Origin of the sequence: Pauljensenia sp. UMB1177 (assembly GCF_030217965.1) — a bacterium.
Taxonomy (GTDB): Bacteria; Actinomycetota; Actinomycetes; order Actinomycetales; family Actinomycetaceae; genus Pauljensenia; species Pauljensenia turicensis_A.
In genome coordinates, this window is record NZ_JASOOV010000004.1 from 221,916 (window position 1) to 237,633 (window position 15,718).

Consider the following 15,718-nt stretch of genomic DNA (forward strand, 5'->3'; position numbering starts at 1 on the left):
GACAATGTGTATGACAAAAGGCCCCGCCGATCCGAAAACGGATGAGCGGGGCCTCCCTCAAGTACTCGGCTCAGAGATCGAAGTACATGTGATACTCGTAGGGGTGTGGGTACACGCGCATAGGAGCGACCTCGTTCGCCTCCTTGTAGTCGAGCCATGTGTCGATGAGGTCCTGGGTGAAGACGTCGCCTTCAGTGAGGAACTCATGGTCGTTGCTCAGGGCCTCAAGGGCTGCTTCGAGTGAGCTCGGGAGCTTCGTGATGTCCTGGTATTCAGCCGGCGGAAGCTCGTAGAGATCCTTATCGATTGGGGCAGCAGGCTCAATACGACGCTTGATGCCGTCGATGCCGGCCATCAGGCAGGCCGCGAAAGACAGGTACGGGTTGGCCGACGGGTCCGGGACACGGTATTCGACGCGCTTCGCCTTCGGGGACGTACCTGTAACAGGAATGCGGATACATGCCGAGCGGTTACGCGCCGAGTACACCAGGTTAATCGGGGCTTCGAAGCCGGGAACCAAGCGACGGAAAGAATTGACCGACGGGTTCGTGAAAGCAAGCAGTGCCGGAGCGTGTTCAAGCAGACCTCCGATGAACCAACGAGCAGTGTCGGAGAGTGAACCGTAGCCTCGTTCGTCGTAGAACAGCGGCTCGCCGTTCTTCCAGAGCGAAAGGTGGGTGTGCATACCCGAACCGTTGTCACCGAACAGTGGCTTCGGCATGAAGGTTGCCGTGTGGTCAAAGTCAAGAGCGGTGTTCTTGATGACGTACTTGAACTTCATCATGTCGTCCGCAGCCTTTTGCAGGGTTGCGAAACGGTAGTTGATTTCCTGCTGACCACCGGAACCAACCTCGTGGTGAGCGCGCTCAATCTTCAGGCCGACTGCGGCAAGGTTGCGAACCATTTCATCGCGGATATCCGCGTACTGGTCCTGGGGTGAAACAGGGAAGTAGCCGCCCTTAACGCCAACCTTGTATCCGCGGTTGCCGCCTTCTTCTTGCCGGCCTGTGTTCCACCATGCTTCGGGGGAGTCAACCTTGAAGAACGTTGAGTTCGGCTTGACCTCGTAACGGACATCGTTGAAGAGATAGAACTCAGCTTCGGCGCCGATGAAGCATTCGTCAGCGATACCGGTGGAACGTAGGTAGGCCTCAGCCTTGGCTGCAACCTGACGAGGATCGCGAGAGAAGGGCTCGTCGGTGAAGGGGTCAACGATCGAGAAATTGACGACGAGAGTCTTGGCGACGCGGAAAGGGTCGACGAATGCTGACGTGATGTCGGGGATGAGCTTCATGTCAGACTCGTGAATAGCAGTGAAACCGCGCACGGACGATCCGTCGAACATCAAACCATTCTCAAGGGCGTCGTCAATGAACTCCTGTGCAGGAATTGTGAAGTGCTGCTGGACGCCGGGAACGTCGCAGAAGCGAACATCAACAAATTCAATGTCCTGTTCAGTAATAAACGAAACAACCTCTTCGGAGGTGGTGAACATAAGGTGTCCTTCCATCGCACGTTATTAATGCGTTGATGCCAAGACGTTTGGTAAAAACTTTGCCAAACAACCGCTAAATAGATGGTATTACATAGCGTTTCATGCGCGAAAAAGATTGTCCGAAATGTGGCGCATTTGTCCTGTTTGTGGCGTGAATTCTCCAAGATGAGCCCGTTCTTTCCACAAGTGTTTACTATTACTTTGCAATTGTGGAATAGATGCATTTTCGACGCGAGAAGACATCATGAGTGCTCGAGTGCGTGAACAACGCGCCAGTGGTCTCTATGATCCGGCGAATAAACACGATGCGTGCAGTGGCAACGGTTGAAACGATTGCTCGTGAAGAGGGGCTGCGCGTTCTGGCGTGGCGAGACGTTCCGGTCGAAGATGGTGTTTCATTCCTCGTTCTTTCTGACCGTGAAACAAACGCTGAAATGGCGCCAATCCCGTCACTTCTGGCTACTGCAGCTGTCCATCATCATCTTCTGCGTCGGCATACGCGCACCCAGGTACGTACACTATTCAGGTGGCCGACCCGTCAACGTACCGTCCGAAAACCGGTGATATTCCTTCGTCACCGGGCGTCTATCGTTTTTCCGATAAAGACGGTCGAGTTATCTATGTCGGTAAAGCAAAGAACCTTCGTAATCGTCTGACGAACTATTTCCAGGATCCAGGCAATCTTCACCCTCGTACGCGCCAAATGGTGTTTACGGCGACGCACGTTCAATGGACCGTTGTTCGTAGCGAAATTGAAGCCCTGACGCTTGAATTCACGTGGATCAAAGAGTTTAATCCACAGTTCAACGTCATGTTTAAGGACGATAAGTCCTATCCTTACTTGGCTGTGACCATGGGGGAGAGATACCCCCGCGTTCATGTCACGCGTCAGGCGAAACGTGCCGGAACGCGTTACTACGGCCCGTATACGCAGGTGTGGGCGATTCGTGAAACGATCGATTTGCTCTCACGTATCTACCCCGTGCGTACGTGCACCCCGGGAGTTTTTCAGCGTGCGAAAGCCCAAAAGCGAGCCTGTCTTCTGGCGCATATCGACAAGTGTTCTGCTCCCTGTATCGGTGCGATTAGCGAAGAAGATCATCGTCAGCTTGCGCAGAATTACTGCGATTTCATGGAGGGGAAGACCGGTCCCATTGTCCGTGAGTTGAAAGAACGGATGAAAGAATCCGCAGCGAACCTTGACTTTGAAACTGCCGCGAAGACCCGCGACGACCTGAAAGCGATTGAGAACGTTCTGGAAAAGAACGTTGTTGTCCTCGATGATGGTACAGACGCTGATGTCTTCGCGCTTGTTGCTGATGAACTCGATGCTGCTGTCCACGTTTTCTTCGTTCGTGGTGGTCGTATCCGTGGCACGCGAGGATGGGTGATCGATCGCGTCGATGGTGCAGATGAGCAGGTCTTGATGGCTCGTTTGCTTGAACAGGTCTACTCGCAGCTTCCTCCTTCTGATCCGAGCACCCCGACAAGGCGCGAGAAGGTCAAAAAGAAGTCGGTTGACGACATCGCACACACTCCAACGTCGGCGATTCCGCACGAAGTTTTCGTCTCGATCGAGCCGGACAACAAGCAAATGATTGCGTCCTGGCTGAGTGAAGTGCGAGGGGCGTCCGTGCGCATTCACGTGCCCTCGCGCGGTCCGAAAGCCCAGCTGATGGAAACGGTGCGTGAGAACGCTCGCCAAGCGCTGGAACTCCATCAGACCAAGCGAGCAGGCGATCTGACTGTTCGTTCCCAAGCACTTGAAGAACTGGCTGAAAACCTCGGACTGGATGCTGCCCCGTTGCGCATTGAGTGCTACGACATCTCGCACACCATGGGTACCCACCAGGTCGGTTCCATGGTCGTCTTCGAAGACGGCGCTCCGCGTAAAGACGCTTATCGGACATTCAATATTCGAGGCACAGATGGCAACGGTACCCCCGATGATACGTCCGCGATGGACGAGGTTCTGCGCAGGCGTTTCTCCCGTCTGCTTGCAGAAGAAGCAGGGGTTGCCGGTGAAGACGATGAGGGCGTCGCCTTCGAGTCCGGTCCGATTGATTCACTCACAGGAAAGCCACGCAGGTTTTCTTATCGGCCCGACCTTGTGGTCGTCGACGGTGGTCTGCCTCAGGTGAATGCAGCGCGTACTGCACTCGATGATCTTGGCGTCGACATTCCTCTTGTGGGATTGGCTAAGCGTCTTGAAGAAGTCTGGATTCCCGGCGACGAATTTCCAATGATCTTCCCGCGCGGCTCGTCTGCCCTCCACTTGCTGCAGTACCTGCGCGATGAATCCCACCGATTCGCAATTACGAAGCACCGTAAGCGTCGAACGAAAGCACTAACGAGGTCCGCCCTTGACGCCATTGAAGGCGTCGGCCCCGCGCGGCAATCAGCGCTACTCACGCGATTCGGATCAGTGAAAAAGCTTCGCGAAGCAAGCGTCGACGAAGTAGCTTCGGTGCCCGGCATTGGCTCAGTGCTTGCTCAATCGATCCTCGAAGCACTGAATCCACAGTCCGAACACGCCTGATCGGCCTCGTGATACTTTCGTTCAGTCGCCCGAGTCAAACGTGAGCACACCCGCACACGCGCGCTTTGGTCCACTAACCTGAAGAAAACTCAATTCACCAACGGGGAGCACACTATGACGCCGGCGTTTCATCTTCCGTGTCGCGTTTTGTTGCTGGGTAGCGGAGAACTAGGAAAAGAAGTCACAATCTGTCTGAAACGCTACGGCGTATACGTGATTGCTGTAGATGTCTACCCGGTAGCTCCCGCGATGCAGGTCGCCGACGAGTACGCGGTTCTCGATATGTCGGATGATGACGAGCTTTTCGCGTTGCTCGACCGGGTGAAACCAGACCTTGTTGTCCCCGAAGTTGAAGCAATCGCCACTGACGCACTGGCAAAGTTTGAAGCAACGCATCAGGACACGCGTATCGTGCCCAACGCATTTGCCGTCCAAGCAACGATGGATCGCAATCGCATTCGTGGCCTTGCTGCGAGCCTCGATGGTGTTGTCACTTCTCAGTTCCGCTTTGCTTCAAGCGCCGATGATATTCGCGAGGCACTGAATCACACCGGCCTGCCTGCTTTCATCAAACCAACAATGTCATCGTCTGGCCACGGACAGTCCCGCATTACCTCCGAGGAACAGGTTAATGAGGCCTGGAATGCGGCTCAGGAAGGCGCCCGCTCTCAAACTGGTGAAGTTATCGTCGAAGAAGAAGTACGGTTCGACTGCGAAATCACGCTTCTGACCGTCCGCTGGTGGAATGGCGAATCGGTCGAAACGTCCTACTGCAGTCCCATCGGACACCGACAGGTCAACGGTGACTATGTTGAATCGTGGCAACCGGCAGCGATTTCGCCACTGGCGCTTGAGCGCTGCCAGGCCATGGCGAAGCTCGTAACAGACGCATTGGCATCCAACGGAGCATCGCCTGCTCTCGGCCTCTTTGGCGTCGAGTTCTTCATCAAGGGCGACGACGTCTGGTTCTCCGAATTATCCCCACGCCCGCACGATACTGGCATGACCACTATGGTGTCCCAAGCACAGTCTGAGTTCGAGCTTCACGTCCGCGCAATCCTCGGCCTGCCCATCGATACGACGCTACGCACACCGGGTGCATCTGCAGTCATCAAATCAACAAAACCCCTCAAACACCCCGAATACCTAGGCGTCGCCGAAGCCTTGTCCAAGGCCGATGGAGTCAGAATATTCGGCAAGCCCGTCACACGAGCCGGTCGTCGAGTCGGCGTTGTTCTGGCAAGCGGTGCCAGCAGCGACCTGGCACGCGAGCGCGCAAATCGAGGAGCCGACGCTATCACGCTTGTTGAAGCAACGTCGCTACCCGGCGAAAACAATTGAAAAGTGCGATAGTTACACCATGACTGACGAACTCGATAACAACCCGCCAACCGTACCTGCAGGCATCCCGTTGCTTGACATGAACAGCCCGGTCGTTGCCCCCATAGCATCGAACGAGGTCCTCATCATCACCGGTGCATCTGGCGCTGGACGTACCGGGGCAGGCAGAGCGCTTGAAGACCTCGACTGGTACGTCGTTGATAACCTGCCACCTTCAATGTTGCCCGCGTTGGTTGGCATGATGTCACCGGCAGGCGGAGGCGTCCACCGTCTGGCAGCAATCGTTGACGTACGCTCACGCACATTCTTTGCCGATCTGACGAAGACGCTGGATCAAATGAGAGAAATGGGTGTCGCCTACCGGGTTATCTTCCTCGAGGCAGACGAACGCACTCTGGTGAAACGCTACGAGTCCAACCGTCGCCCACACCCGTTGCAGGGGCAGAAGACAATCCTGGACGGCATTGAAGCCGAACGACGCATGCTTGCTCCCGTTCGTCGCATCGCAGATGAAGTGATTGACACGTCGAATATGTCCGTCCATGACCTGACGCGTCATATCCGCGATGTCGTTGCGGGAGAGGGCGATCGTCCGCTCCAAATCACAGTTGAATCTTTCGGCTTCAAACGAGGAATCCCGATTGACGCTGATCATGTGCTTGACGTGCGTTTCTTGAAGAACCCGTACTGGGTGGATGAACTCCGTCATCTGACCGGTCGCGATAAGCCGGTTGCGGATTATGTGCTGGATCAGCCCGGAGCTCGACAGTTCGTTGTGTCATATGCGGACCTGCTTGCCCCCATGCTTCAGGGCTACATTAGTGAGCTCAAACCATTCGCAACAATTGCCGTGGGATGTACCGGCGGTCAGCATCGCTCGGTCGCATGTGCGGAACTGATTGCCAACAGGCTTCGTGAAAACGGCTATCCTGTCCGAGTCCACCACCGTGACCTCGGGAGAGAGTAAATGTCATACGTCGATGCAGCAGGTTGGACACTACGCGGAGAAACCGGTCCTTCCGTTGTCGCTCTCGGTGGTGGCCACGGTCTTTCCGTCACTCTGCGCGCTCTTTGTCACATCACGCGATCGCTGACTGCGGTAGTTACCGTCGCCGATGATGGGGGATCATCAGGTCGTCTGCGTCAAGAGATGGAGATCCTGCCACCCGGTGATCTTCGCATGGCTCTTGCTTCTCTCTGCGAAGAAACCGAGTGGGGTCTGACGTGGCGCGATGTCCTGCAAACGCGTCTTGAAACAACCGGGCCGTTGAATGGGCACGCTTTAGGTAACCTTTTGATCTCCGGCTTGTGGCAGTTGCTTGACGACCCGGTTGAGGGTCTTGATTGGGTTGGGCGCCTTCTTGGTGCGAGCGGCCGTGTGCTTCCAATGTCCATCGATCCTCTCCAGATCGAAGCGGACATGGATGATGACGGACGTAAGTACACGGTTTCGGGACAGTCGAAGGTGGCGGTTGCACCAGGAACTGTCGAACATATTCGTCTTCTTCCCAAAAGCCCGCGTGTTCCAGCAGAAGTTGGGACGGCGATCGAACAGGCGGATTGGGTTTTGCTTGGTCCTGGCTCGTGGTACACGTCCGTGATTCCGCATGTGTTGGTGCCAGACGTTCACCGTGCACTTGTGACGACTGATGCCCACCGTGCGTTGATCTTGAACCTATCGCGCCAGCGTGGCGAGACAGATCGTATGACCACTGCCGATCATGTTCGCGTGATCCGCGACTATGCTCCAGATTTCAAACTGGATGTGATTATTGCCGATCCAACCGCCATCGATGATGTCGACGACCTTATTGTTGCTTCAGAGGGGGTGGGCGCTCGCGTGCTACTTCGACAGGTTCGTACCGGTGATGGGCAACCGCACCACGACCCGCTCCGCCTTGCCGCAGCGCTGAGGGATGCGTTTGACGGCTTCCTTGGAGAAGTCGGCAAAACTGAGACTTGGTTGCCCTGAAGCGACATCTGAGGAAATGAACGTGTCACTAACTACTGATTTAAAAGACGAACTTGCGCGCGTTGCGCCACAAACTCAGTCTGAGATGGCTGCTGAAACCGCTGCGATTCTGCGGTTCGCTGGTGGACTGCACCTTGTTTCCGGCCACATTCTGATCGAAGCAGAACTGGATACCCCCGCAGCGGCGCTCCGTCTTCGCCTGTTTTTGCAGACGCTCTACAACGCTGAATCAACGGTTGTCGTTGTTTCAGGTGGTTCGCTGCGTCGCGGTAAGCGTTTTGTTGTTCGCGTTGTGCATAAGGCTGACGAGCTTGCTCGTATGACCGGTCTTGTCGATTCTCTTCGCCGGCCAGTACGCGGTCTCCCCGCCACCTTAGTAGCGTCGGGGAACGGTGAAGCGGCCGCGGTCTGGCGTGGAGCGTTCCTTGCGCGGGGGTCGCTGATGGAGCCCGGGCGCTCGACTTCGCTGGAAGTGACATGCCCGGGACCTGAGGTTGCGCTCGCTATGGTCGGATGTGCGCGAAAGTTGGGCGCCGCTGCACGTTCGAAAGAAGTACGAGGAACGGACCGCGTCTCTGTCCGCGATTCAGAGGCCATCGGACAACTGATTGGCAAGATGGGTGCCTCCTCTACTCAGAAGACGTGGCAGGACCGTCGAGAGAAGCGCGAAGCCCGCGGATCGGCGAATCGTCTGGCGAACTTTGATGACGCAAACCTGCGTCGTTCTGCGCGTGCTGCTGTAGCCGCGGGAGCCCGACTAGAACGTGCCTTCGAAATCCTTGGCGACGACATTCCGCCTCATCTTCTTGAAGCGGGAACTCTGCGTCTGAAGTACAAGCAGGCGTCCTTGGAGGAACTGGGAAAGCACACGGATCCGCCGTTGACGAAAGATGCTGTTGCCGGTCGTATTCGTCGCCTGCTGGCCATGGCTGACAAGGTTGCTCACGATCGCGGGATTCCGGATACGGAAGCTGCACTCACGATCGAAATGCTCGAGGACGACTGAGGACTTTAGTCCACCTCAAGCCACGAACGTTATTATTGCCACGTAGGGGTTCGTTCACTGAAGGTGCCGTAGACCACCGTGGGGTGTAAATTGGGTCTTGCTAGAACCGCAGATAACTGCGGGCCGGATTCGCACCGTGCGGATACCGGTTGCACATTCGAAAACGTGCCCGTGCAGGGCATGAGCAGGAGGACAATAGTGACCACCCGCGTTGGCATCAATGGCTTTGGCCGTATTGGACGCAACTTCTTCCGCGCAGCACTCGAGCAGGGCGCGGACATCGAGATCGTTGCAGTGAACGACCTCACCGACACCAAGACTCTCGCTCACCTTCTCAAGTACGACTCGATTCTCGGTCGTTTCAATGGTGAAGTTTCCTACGACGAGTCCTCCATTATCGTGAACGGCAAGGCCATCAAGGTCCTCGCACAGCGCAACCCGGCCGACCTCCCCTGGGGCGAGCTCGGCGTTGAGGTCGTTGTCGAGTCCACCGGCTTCTTCACCGATGGCACCAAGGCTGTAGCTCACATCGAAGCTGGCGCCAAGAAGGTCGTTATCTCCGCTCCGGCGAAGAATGTTGACGGCACCTTCGTTATGGGCGTGAACCACGAGGATTACGACAACGCAACGATGAACATCGTTTCGAACGCTTCGTGCACCACCAACTGCCTCGCACCGCTGGCCAAGGTTCTCCACCAGGAGTTCGGCATCGTTCGTGGCATCATGACCACCATCCACTCCTACACCGGCGATCAGCGCGTCCTTGACGCACCGCACTCGGACCTCCGTCGTGCACGTGCAGCAGCACTGAACATGATCCCGACCAAGACCGGTGCGGCACAGGCTGTTGCTCTGGTTCTCCCGGAGCTCGCAGGCAAGTTCGACGGCCTCGCAGTCCGCGTTCCCACCCCGACCGGCTCCCTCACCGACCTTACCTTCCAGGCAGAGAAGCCCGTCACCGTTGAATCCCTCAACGCTGCAGTCAAGGCTGCTGCTGAAGGCGAACTCAAGGGCATCCTCGAGTACACCGAAGATCCGATCGTTTCCACCGATATCGTCGGCGATCCGCACTCCTCGATCTTCGATGCATCCGAGACCAAGGTCATCGGCGACCTCGTCAAGGTCCTGTCCTGGTACGACAACGAGTGGGGCTACTCCAACCGCCTCGTCCAGCTGACCGCTCTGGTTGGCTCGAAGCTCGCCTGAATCGCACCTCGTACGCTGTGAGCAGCAAACACTTGCGCCCGCGCACCCCTATGAGGTGTGCGGGCGCTTGTGTACTCACGATTTTCGGGCGGATACTCCGCCCCTTTAATGAAAGGTTGGTTCTATGAGGACCATCGAAACTCTCGGCGAACTGCGTGGCAAGCGCGTTCTGGTTCGTTCTGACTTCAACGTTCCGTTGAAGGACGGTGTCATCACCGATGACGGTCGTATTCGCGCAGCACTGCCGACTCTGAACCTGCTGACCAAGGCTGGCGCCAAGGTTATCATCATGGCTCACCTCGGTCGCCCGAAGGGCAAGGTCGATCCGGCATTCTCGCTGGCACCTGCCGCAGCTCGTCTCGGCGAACTCATCGACGCCCCCGTCAGCCTTGCAGGCGACGTTGTTGGCGAATCCGCCAAGGCTACCGTTGCAGCTCTCGGAGAAGGCGAAATCGCTCTTCTCGAAAACGTCCGCTTCGACGCACGCGAGACCTCCAAGGTTGACGAAGAACGCGAAGAACTGGCCAAGGCATACGCAGAACTCGGCGACGCATTCGTCTCCGATGGCTTCGGTGTTGTGCACCGCAAGCAGGCTTCCGTCTACGACATCGCCAAGCTCGTTCCTTCCGCTTCCGGCCTGTTGGTTCTGAAGGAAATCGAATCCCTGCGCAAGGCAACTGAGAACCCGGAGCGTCCCTACGGTGTCGTCCTCGGCGGTTCCAAGGTTTCTGACAAGCTCGGTGTTATCGCCAACTTGCTGAAGAAGGCTGACCGCCTCTTCATCGGTGGCGGCATGGCCTTCACCTTCCTTGCAGCTCAGGGCTACTCGGTCGGCAAGTCCCTGCTCGAAGCAGACCAGATCGAAACCGTGAAGGGCTACATCGCCGAAGCAGCAGAGCGTGGCGTTGAACTGATCCTCCCGGTCGACGTCGTCGTTGCTCCCGAATTCGCAGCTGACGCACCGGCAACCAACGTTGCTGTCGACGCTATTCCGGATGACCAGATGGGCCTCGATATCGGCGTTGAATCGCAGAAGCTCTTCGCCGAAAAAATTGCATCGGCGAAGACCATCGCATGGAATGGCCCGATGGGCGTCTTCGAATTCCCGGCATTTGCAGCAGGCACCAAGGCAGTTGCTCAGGCACTGTCTGACGGCAATATGTTCTCCGTCATCGGTGGTGGCGACTCTGCAGCTGCAGTTCGTACCCTCGGCTTCGACGAATCCACCTTCTCCCACATTTCCACCGGTGGTGGCGCTTCCCTCGAACTCCTCGAGGGCAAGGTTCTGCCGGGTATTGCAGTTCTGGAGGACTGAAAAATGACACGTACCCCGCTGATGGCCGGCAACTGGAAGATGAACCTCGATCACCTCGAGGCCAATCACCTTGTCCAGGGCCTGGCAATGGAACTGAAGGATCACAACCACGACTACTCCAAGTGTGAGGTCCTGGTTATTCCTCCGTTCACTGACATCCGTACCGTTCAGACTATCGTTGACGCCGATGAACTCGGCATCAAGTACGGTGCACAGGACGTTTCCATCCACGACAACGGTGCATACACCGGTGAAATCTCCACCGCTATGCTCGACAAGCTCGGCTGTACGTACGTCGTCATGGGCCACTCGGAGCGTCGTGAGTACCACAACGAATCCGACGAACTCGTTGGTGCGAAGGCACGGAAGACCCTCGACGCAGGCATGACTCCGATCCTCTGCTGCGGTGAAGCCCTTGAAATCCGCAAGGCCGGCACCCACGTTGAGTTCGTCCTCGGCCAGATCCGCGCAGCACTCGCTGGCTGGTCCGCTGAAGACGTCGCCAAGATCGTCATCGCCTACGAACCCATCTGGGCAATCGGCACTGGCGAAACCGCGACCAGCGAAGATGCACAGGAAGTCTGCGGTGCAATCCGTGCAGCACTGGCTGAAGACTTCGGTGCAGACACCGCTGAAGCAACTCGCGTTCTCTACGGTGGTTCGGCAAAGCCGGGCAACATCAAGGAACTCATGGCTCAGCCCGACATCGATGGTGCACTCATCGGTGGCGCATCGCTGAAGGCTGATTCCTTCGCCGAGATGGCACGCTTCTACGCCTGAGCAATTCTTAACAATTGGCTCTGAAGGGGGAGTCAACCGGCTTGCCGGTTGGCTCCCTCGGGCTTTAACCCGCTAGACTAGCGACAGTTACGTTTCAGCGATGCGCTTACGCGTGTATCGCCTATTCAAGAATCGGATTCAACAGTGACCGCACTCAAAATTACCCTGCTCGTCCTCATCGTGCTGACCAGCCTTTTGCTGACCCTCACGGTCCTTATGCACAAGGGCAAGGGTGGCGGTATCTCCGATATGTTCGGTGGTGGCATTTCGTCTACCGCCGGTTCATCCGGTGTTGCAGAGCGTAACCTGAACCGAATCACCCTCGGCATTTTGATCGTGTGGGTCGTGTGCATCGTTGCCTACGGTCTGATGCAAAAGTGGGTTTTCTGACCCGTTAGTCTTTCGAAAGTTTGGGCTCCAACCGCGCGTGATCTGTCCCCCGGAAGTTGGACTGATTTATTCAGTTTTTCTTCCGGGGGATTTGTATGCATTCGGGTTCTCAGTTGACTGATGACCGGTTGGCGGCGTGGGTGGGTTTGTTTGAGCAGGGGTTTGGTTATAGAGGTTCGGCTAGGCAGGTCGGTGTGGGTCATGGTTGATCCATGGCTAATGTGGCATGCCCTGTTTGTGGGGGTTCAACGGTACGTAACGGGAAAACGCCTGCTGGTCTTCAGCGCTGATACCCGGTGAAGCTGGATCAAGGTCGATTTCGAGCATCTGTTCATACGAAAACGGTGCGTTGTTCGGCAGACGGCATCAACGTCGAGCCCACACACCTTGTGTACACGGGCGTCGGCAAGACCCAACTCCGTATCGCGAATACCGGGATGCCCACCGCGCGAGTGTTCTTTGTCGGTGGCGAACTCTTCAAAGAGAGCGTCGTTATGTGGTGGAACTTCATTGGTTGCGACTACTGAGAAATTGAGCAATTCCGTTGCGAGTGGGAAGCTGGGGGAGAGCGCTTCGGCCAAGTCGAAGACTACATCGGTCACACCCCGCATTCGTGGCAGTTTTTGTATGATTTTTTGCTTTTATATATCTCTTTTCATCATACCTGTTTCCGATTTTCGTACCCCTCGGAGAGCAATCGTTAAAAAGTGTCAGTAATCGTTAAAAGGTTCAGATTGCTCATCAACTTGCCAAAAATTCAACAACGAACGCCTGAACGACAGCTACGATTGGTATCAATAAAAATGGCACGAACAAAAAATGCTCCGCAAGAGCCAAGTGCTTCATCCAATTCTTAAATTTATAGTCCTCCTGGCCCTCTGTGCCAGGAATAACAATTTCCCCCTTATGTTTACCTTGAAACAACAGACAATCTAACAGCAAAAAATCTCCTGCATTTAATATGCTCCACTGAATATAGCTCATCCAAAATAAATTCCAAAAACCAAAAGTTTTTGAATGCAAAAGGCTTACAACTGAATAAACAAAACACATCCCGGTGAGAGCGATGCTTAATATGAGATTTATTTTTTTCTCTTGCTTTGTCATGGGTAAAGGAGCTGCCTTTTGAATGGCTTTAGGATAAGAGTCAAAAAACCATCTTGGATTTATAAGCACCAAACTTGCGACTGCTCCGTTAAAAATAGCAGCGATAGCTACCCCATCCAGTATTGCTCGAAGGGTATCCATAAACCCATATTCTCCTTAATCCATACATCCTTTTACAAAAGCCATATAGGCCTCTGTGTTTTGTGTCATTTCTTCGCAGTGTCCGTAGCCTTGCCAGATTTTTAATTTTGCCTTGGGATAATGTTTCTTGATGCTTCTTCTTGCGTGTCCGACATTCGGATCCTTATCCCCATAAGAAAAGATGGTATCTTGTTGCGTATCCTCCGATAAATGTGGCAAGCGGATATGTCCGCAATCATAAACAATATTTTTGATACTCTGCTTGTCCATCGTAACAAGCGTATCAACCAGCATGTTCGCATAGATCCCATAGCGTTTGGCGACCTTATCGATCACCGGTTTTGGATCTTGCCGCGCCTTCTTTTGTTTGCTCAGAAACACATGCTCCAGCATTTTTGATAGAAGTCCGGCTTGTTCAAAAATCTGGTCCCTTCAAAGAACAGAGGTCTGCGTTCCGTTTCACGGTTGGAAGGTATCCGCATGCAAATCAATGCTGGCAATGATGCGATGATTTTGGATTAGCCATTCTCGGATATATCCAAGTCCGGGAGAGCCGAGGATAGAATCCGGCAACACGATACCCATGCGACCGCCCGACTTTAAGAACTGTGTACAGCGCTCGATGAATAATATCTCCGGAGGAACAGATGATTGCAGGCGTTCGGTCATCGTCCAAATGTTATTTTTCTTATCCTGCTGCCAGATATGAGCCAGCTCAAACTGCTCCAGAATGGCTTTATCCTTAATGGGGATCTTGCTGCCAAAAGGTGGATTCGTCACAATCACGTCAAAGTATCCGAAACGTGTGTCATCGCCGTAACCAAAAACCCACCTGTGCCGCACACGATCTATCGTGTTTTGCAGGAGAGGAGGACAAGTGAAGCTGTACCGCTACGCCAGCAAGCACCCCTCTTTTTCGCGAATCGTTTTGGCTCTGTTGATCGGAATCACCGGAGCGATTGCCTCCCTCGTATCCCAACCTCCTTCAGGCGCAAGTCAGATTCTCGGGCAGATTCTGGTTGGAGGAGCCCTCGTCGCACTCGTGGTCGGTTACCCAGTAGCGCTGACTGTCAGCCAAATAATCCGTGCGGCCAAAGCGGGGAGTGGTAAGGACCTGCCGGTTCTCGATGCAGGCCTGGACGTTTGGACCCTGTGTGTCTTAGCGGTTTATGAGTTCGGATACCTAGGGTTCTTCAAAGAGGTTGTGCCTACTGCGGACTGGCACGTTCAGCTGGCAAACTATCAAACTCATGCGCCGATTTACACGCGGGCATGGCCACACGTGCTGTTCATCTCGTTACTGTTCGTATTCGGGTTCCTCATTTTGCGCTTCAACGAGGCCAAGCAGTTGCCGCCCCTCGTAGTTGTGATTGCGATTGCGGGGCTCTACTTGGGCGTCGCGTTCGGCCTGGCGTGGACTATTCAGATCACCACCTTTGAAAAGCGCCTAGACGCGCTGTTAGTTCTACCTTTGCTGGCTGTTCTTGCGATTGTGGTGAAAATAGTTGCGATCCAAGTTCGAGCCTACGAAGCTGATGAAGACAGACGAGGCCGCATTGATGGCTCCTCGATATTGAGCACACTGGATGCAATGGTGGCTGATGCGAAACGCTGGCCCCTTCTGGGGTTTGTAGCGGCGCTCCCGCTGCTTGCCGTGCTGGTCGGGATTCTAGCTTTGTTTGGCCAATCGCCGAGCTTAGTGGTGAGGGCGTTTACAGAGACCAGTGATTGGAACCTGTCACAGCAGGTTGCCCCGCAAAACGTGTATTTTGACGAACACTACCTGTGCACCGTGGCGGCTGGCGGACACCGAACGGTGGTAAAGCCGATTCGCATGGGATTGCGTCATGGACGGCCGGTAGTTGTCAATCGCCAGTTGCTTGTGGCAAATGCGTTTGAGCAGATGCTGGAAGAGCGTGTGCCCAGAACCCATCGGGTTATTCGACGCTTATATGACACGTATGGCTTCCCGATTGCCAAGCTGATCAGATCGCAGTGGGCGGCTGATGCTGTGTGGTTTTTGATGAAACCAGCGGAGTGGTTCTTCCTGGCCGTCCTCTATCTGAATGATCGTCATCCGGAAGATCGCATAGCCCTCCAGTACACGGCCTAACGGAGCTGTACACTTTTAACGCCCGTGTTTCGTAGACCCGAGCACGGATTGAGCCAGGTTTCGGTTACTGGCTTTCTATGATCTTCCTGTTGGTTCAGCAGACCCAGGATTATCCCGATGTAAAACCATATTTCTTCCAGGCGGGATTTCTGCCAGGCGGGACATAAGTCCAAATTCGCTTCAAAAATTCAGGTATGCTGAACTTAATTTTCGGATACCCGAAATTTTAGGAGAGATGAATATGGAAAACGTTGCCAAGATCCTCAGCGATGCCGGGCTGGAAAATCCTGCAGTAACTGAGTACGTAGCGTAC

Annotated in this window: 16 protein-coding genes; 12 read left to right on the forward strand and 4 right to left on the reverse strand. The window is 54.9% G+C overall.

Annotated features, from left to right (window positions below; all coding sequences use genetic code 11):
- Nucleotides 1-70: 70 nt before the first annotated feature.
- Nucleotides 71-1,495, reverse strand: coding sequence for a type I glutamate--ammonia ligase (glnA, locus tag QP442_RS06930; protein WP_006681061.1), 1,425 nt, complete (start codon nucleotides 1,493-1,495; stop codon nucleotides 71-73).
- 526 nt (nucleotides 1,496-2,021) lie between these two features.
- Here glnA and uvrC point away from each other — a divergent pair.
- From uvrC to QP442_RS06985, 11 genes are all read left to right on the forward strand, one after another.
- Entirely contained in the window at nucleotides 2,022-4,034 is a 2,013-nt protein-coding gene (gene uvrC / locus QP442_RS06940) for an excinuclease ABC subunit UvrC (protein WP_103632613.1), read from the forward strand.
- A gap of 114 nt (nucleotides 4,035-4,148) precedes the next feature.
- Nucleotides 4,149-5,375, forward strand: a complete 1,227-nt coding sequence (purT, locus tag QP442_RS06945; RefSeq protein WP_103632614.1) for a formate-dependent phosphoribosylglycinamide formyltransferase — start codon at nucleotides 4,149-4,151, stop codon at nucleotides 5,373-5,375.
- A gap of 19 nt (nucleotides 5,376-5,394) precedes the next feature.
- Nucleotides 5,395-6,342 carry an RNase adapter RapZ gene (rapZ, locus tag QP442_RS06950; RefSeq protein ID WP_006681057.1) on the forward strand — a complete coding sequence of 316 codons (948 nt, stop codon included), beginning with the start codon at nucleotides 5,395-5,397 and terminating at the stop codon, nucleotides 6,340-6,342.
- Entirely contained in the window at nucleotides 6,343-7,347 is a 1,005-nt protein-coding gene (locus tag QP442_RS06955) for a gluconeogenesis factor YvcK family protein (RefSeq protein ID WP_103632615.1), read from the forward strand.
- A gap of 22 nt (nucleotides 7,348-7,369) precedes the next feature.
- Nucleotides 7,370-8,353, forward strand: coding sequence for a DNA-binding protein WhiA (whiA, locus tag QP442_RS06960; protein WP_006681055.1), 984 nt, complete (start codon nucleotides 7,370-7,372; stop codon nucleotides 8,351-8,353).
- 198 nt (nucleotides 8,354-8,551) lie between these two features.
- On the forward strand, nucleotides 8,552-9,559 hold the full coding sequence (gene gap / locus QP442_RS06965; protein ID WP_006681054.1) for a type I glyceraldehyde-3-phosphate dehydrogenase: 1,008 nt from the start codon (nucleotides 8,552-8,554) through the stop codon (nucleotides 9,557-9,559).
- Nucleotides 9,560-9,683: 124 nt separating this feature from the next.
- Entirely contained in the window at nucleotides 9,684-10,874 is a 1,191-nt protein-coding gene (locus tag QP442_RS06970) for a phosphoglycerate kinase (protein WP_006681053.1), read from the forward strand.
- Nucleotides 10,875-10,877: 3 nt separating this feature from the next.
- On the forward strand, nucleotides 10,878-11,654 hold the full coding sequence (gene tpiA, locus QP442_RS06975) for a triose-phosphate isomerase (protein ID WP_006681052.1): 777 nt from the start codon (nucleotides 10,878-10,880) through the stop codon (nucleotides 11,652-11,654).
- A 144-nt stretch (nucleotides 11,655-11,798) separates the two neighbouring features.
- On the forward strand, nucleotides 11,799-12,044 hold the full coding sequence (secG, locus tag QP442_RS06980; protein WP_006681051.1) for a preprotein translocase subunit SecG: 246 nt from the start codon (nucleotides 11,799-11,801) through the stop codon (nucleotides 12,042-12,044).
- 212 nt (nucleotides 12,045-12,256) lie between these two features.
- Entirely contained in the window at nucleotides 12,257-12,334 is a 78-nt protein-coding gene (locus tag QP442_RS08705) for an IS1/IS1595 family N-terminal zinc-binding domain-containing protein (protein WP_424133818.1), read from the forward strand.
- Between the two features lie 6 nt (nucleotides 12,335-12,340).
- Complete coding sequence (locus QP442_RS06985; RefSeq protein ID WP_103632616.1) at nucleotides 12,341-12,571, forward strand: pirin-like C-terminal cupin domain-containing protein; 231 nt, start codon at nucleotides 12,341-12,343, stop codon at nucleotides 12,569-12,571.
- Between the two features lie 214 nt (nucleotides 12,572-12,785).
- On the opposite strand, the gene QP442_RS06990 is transcribed toward QP442_RS06985, so the two are convergent.
- From QP442_RS06990 to QP442_RS07000, 3 genes are all read right to left on the reverse strand, one after another.
- Nucleotides 12,786-13,292 (reverse strand): hypothetical protein, encoded by a 507-nt coding sequence (locus tag QP442_RS06990; protein ID WP_285069716.1) that lies wholly within the window; start codon nucleotides 13,290-13,292, stop codon nucleotides 12,786-12,788.
- A gap of 15 nt (nucleotides 13,293-13,307) precedes the next feature.
- The gene (locus tag QP442_RS06995) at nucleotides 13,308-13,673 is read right to left on the reverse strand and encodes a hypothetical protein (RefSeq protein ID WP_285069717.1); all 366 of its coding nucleotides are present in this window, start codon (nucleotides 13,671-13,673) and stop codon (nucleotides 13,308-13,310) included.
- A 78-nt stretch (nucleotides 13,674-13,751) separates the two neighbouring features.
- Nucleotides 13,752-14,135: an Eco57I restriction-modification methylase domain-containing protein gene (locus QP442_RS07000; protein ID WP_442953377.1), complete on the reverse strand. Its 384-nt coding sequence runs from the start codon at nucleotides 14,133-14,135 to the stop codon at nucleotides 13,752-13,754.
- A 34-nt stretch (nucleotides 14,136-14,169) separates the two neighbouring features.
- On the opposite strand from QP442_RS07000, the gene QP442_RS07005 reads away from it, so the two are divergent.
- Entirely contained in the window at nucleotides 14,170-15,405 is a 1,236-nt protein-coding gene (locus tag QP442_RS07005) for a DUF6688 domain-containing protein (protein ID WP_006681046.1), read from the forward strand.
- Nucleotides 15,406-15,718: the final 313 nt, after the last annotated feature.

What these genes read in the sequence shown, in the direction of transcription:
- glnA (WP_006681061.1), bottom strand. Translation starts at nt 1,495, where the DNA reads ATGTTCACCACCTCCGAAGAGGTTGTTTCGTTTATTACTGAACAGGAC.
- purT (WP_103632614.1), top strand. Translation starts at nt 4,149, where the DNA reads ATGACGCCGGCGTTTCATCTTCCGTGTCGCGTTTTGTTGCTGGGTAGC.
- rapZ (WP_006681057.1), top strand. Translation starts at nt 5,395, where the DNA reads ATGACTGACGAACTCGATAACAACCCGCCAACCGTACCTGCAGGCATC.
- QP442_RS06955 (WP_103632615.1), top strand. Translation starts at nt 6,343, where the DNA reads ATGTCATACGTCGATGCAGCAGGTTGGACACTACGCGGAGAAACCGGT.
- QP442_RS06970 (WP_006681053.1), top strand. Translation starts at nt 9,684, where the DNA reads ATGAGGACCATCGAAACTCTCGGCGAACTGCGTGGCAAGCGCGTTCTG.
- tpiA (WP_006681052.1), top strand. Translation starts at nt 10,878, where the DNA reads ATGACACGTACCCCGCTGATGGCCGGCAACTGGAAGATGAACCTCGAT.
- QP442_RS08705 (WP_424133818.1), top strand. Translation starts at nt 12,257, where the DNA reads ATGGCTAATGTGGCATGCCCTGTTTGTGGGGGTTCAACGGTACGTAAC.
- QP442_RS06990 (WP_285069716.1), bottom strand. Translation starts at nt 13,292, where the DNA reads ATGGATACCCTTCGAGCAATACTGGATGGGGTAGCTATCGCTGCTATT.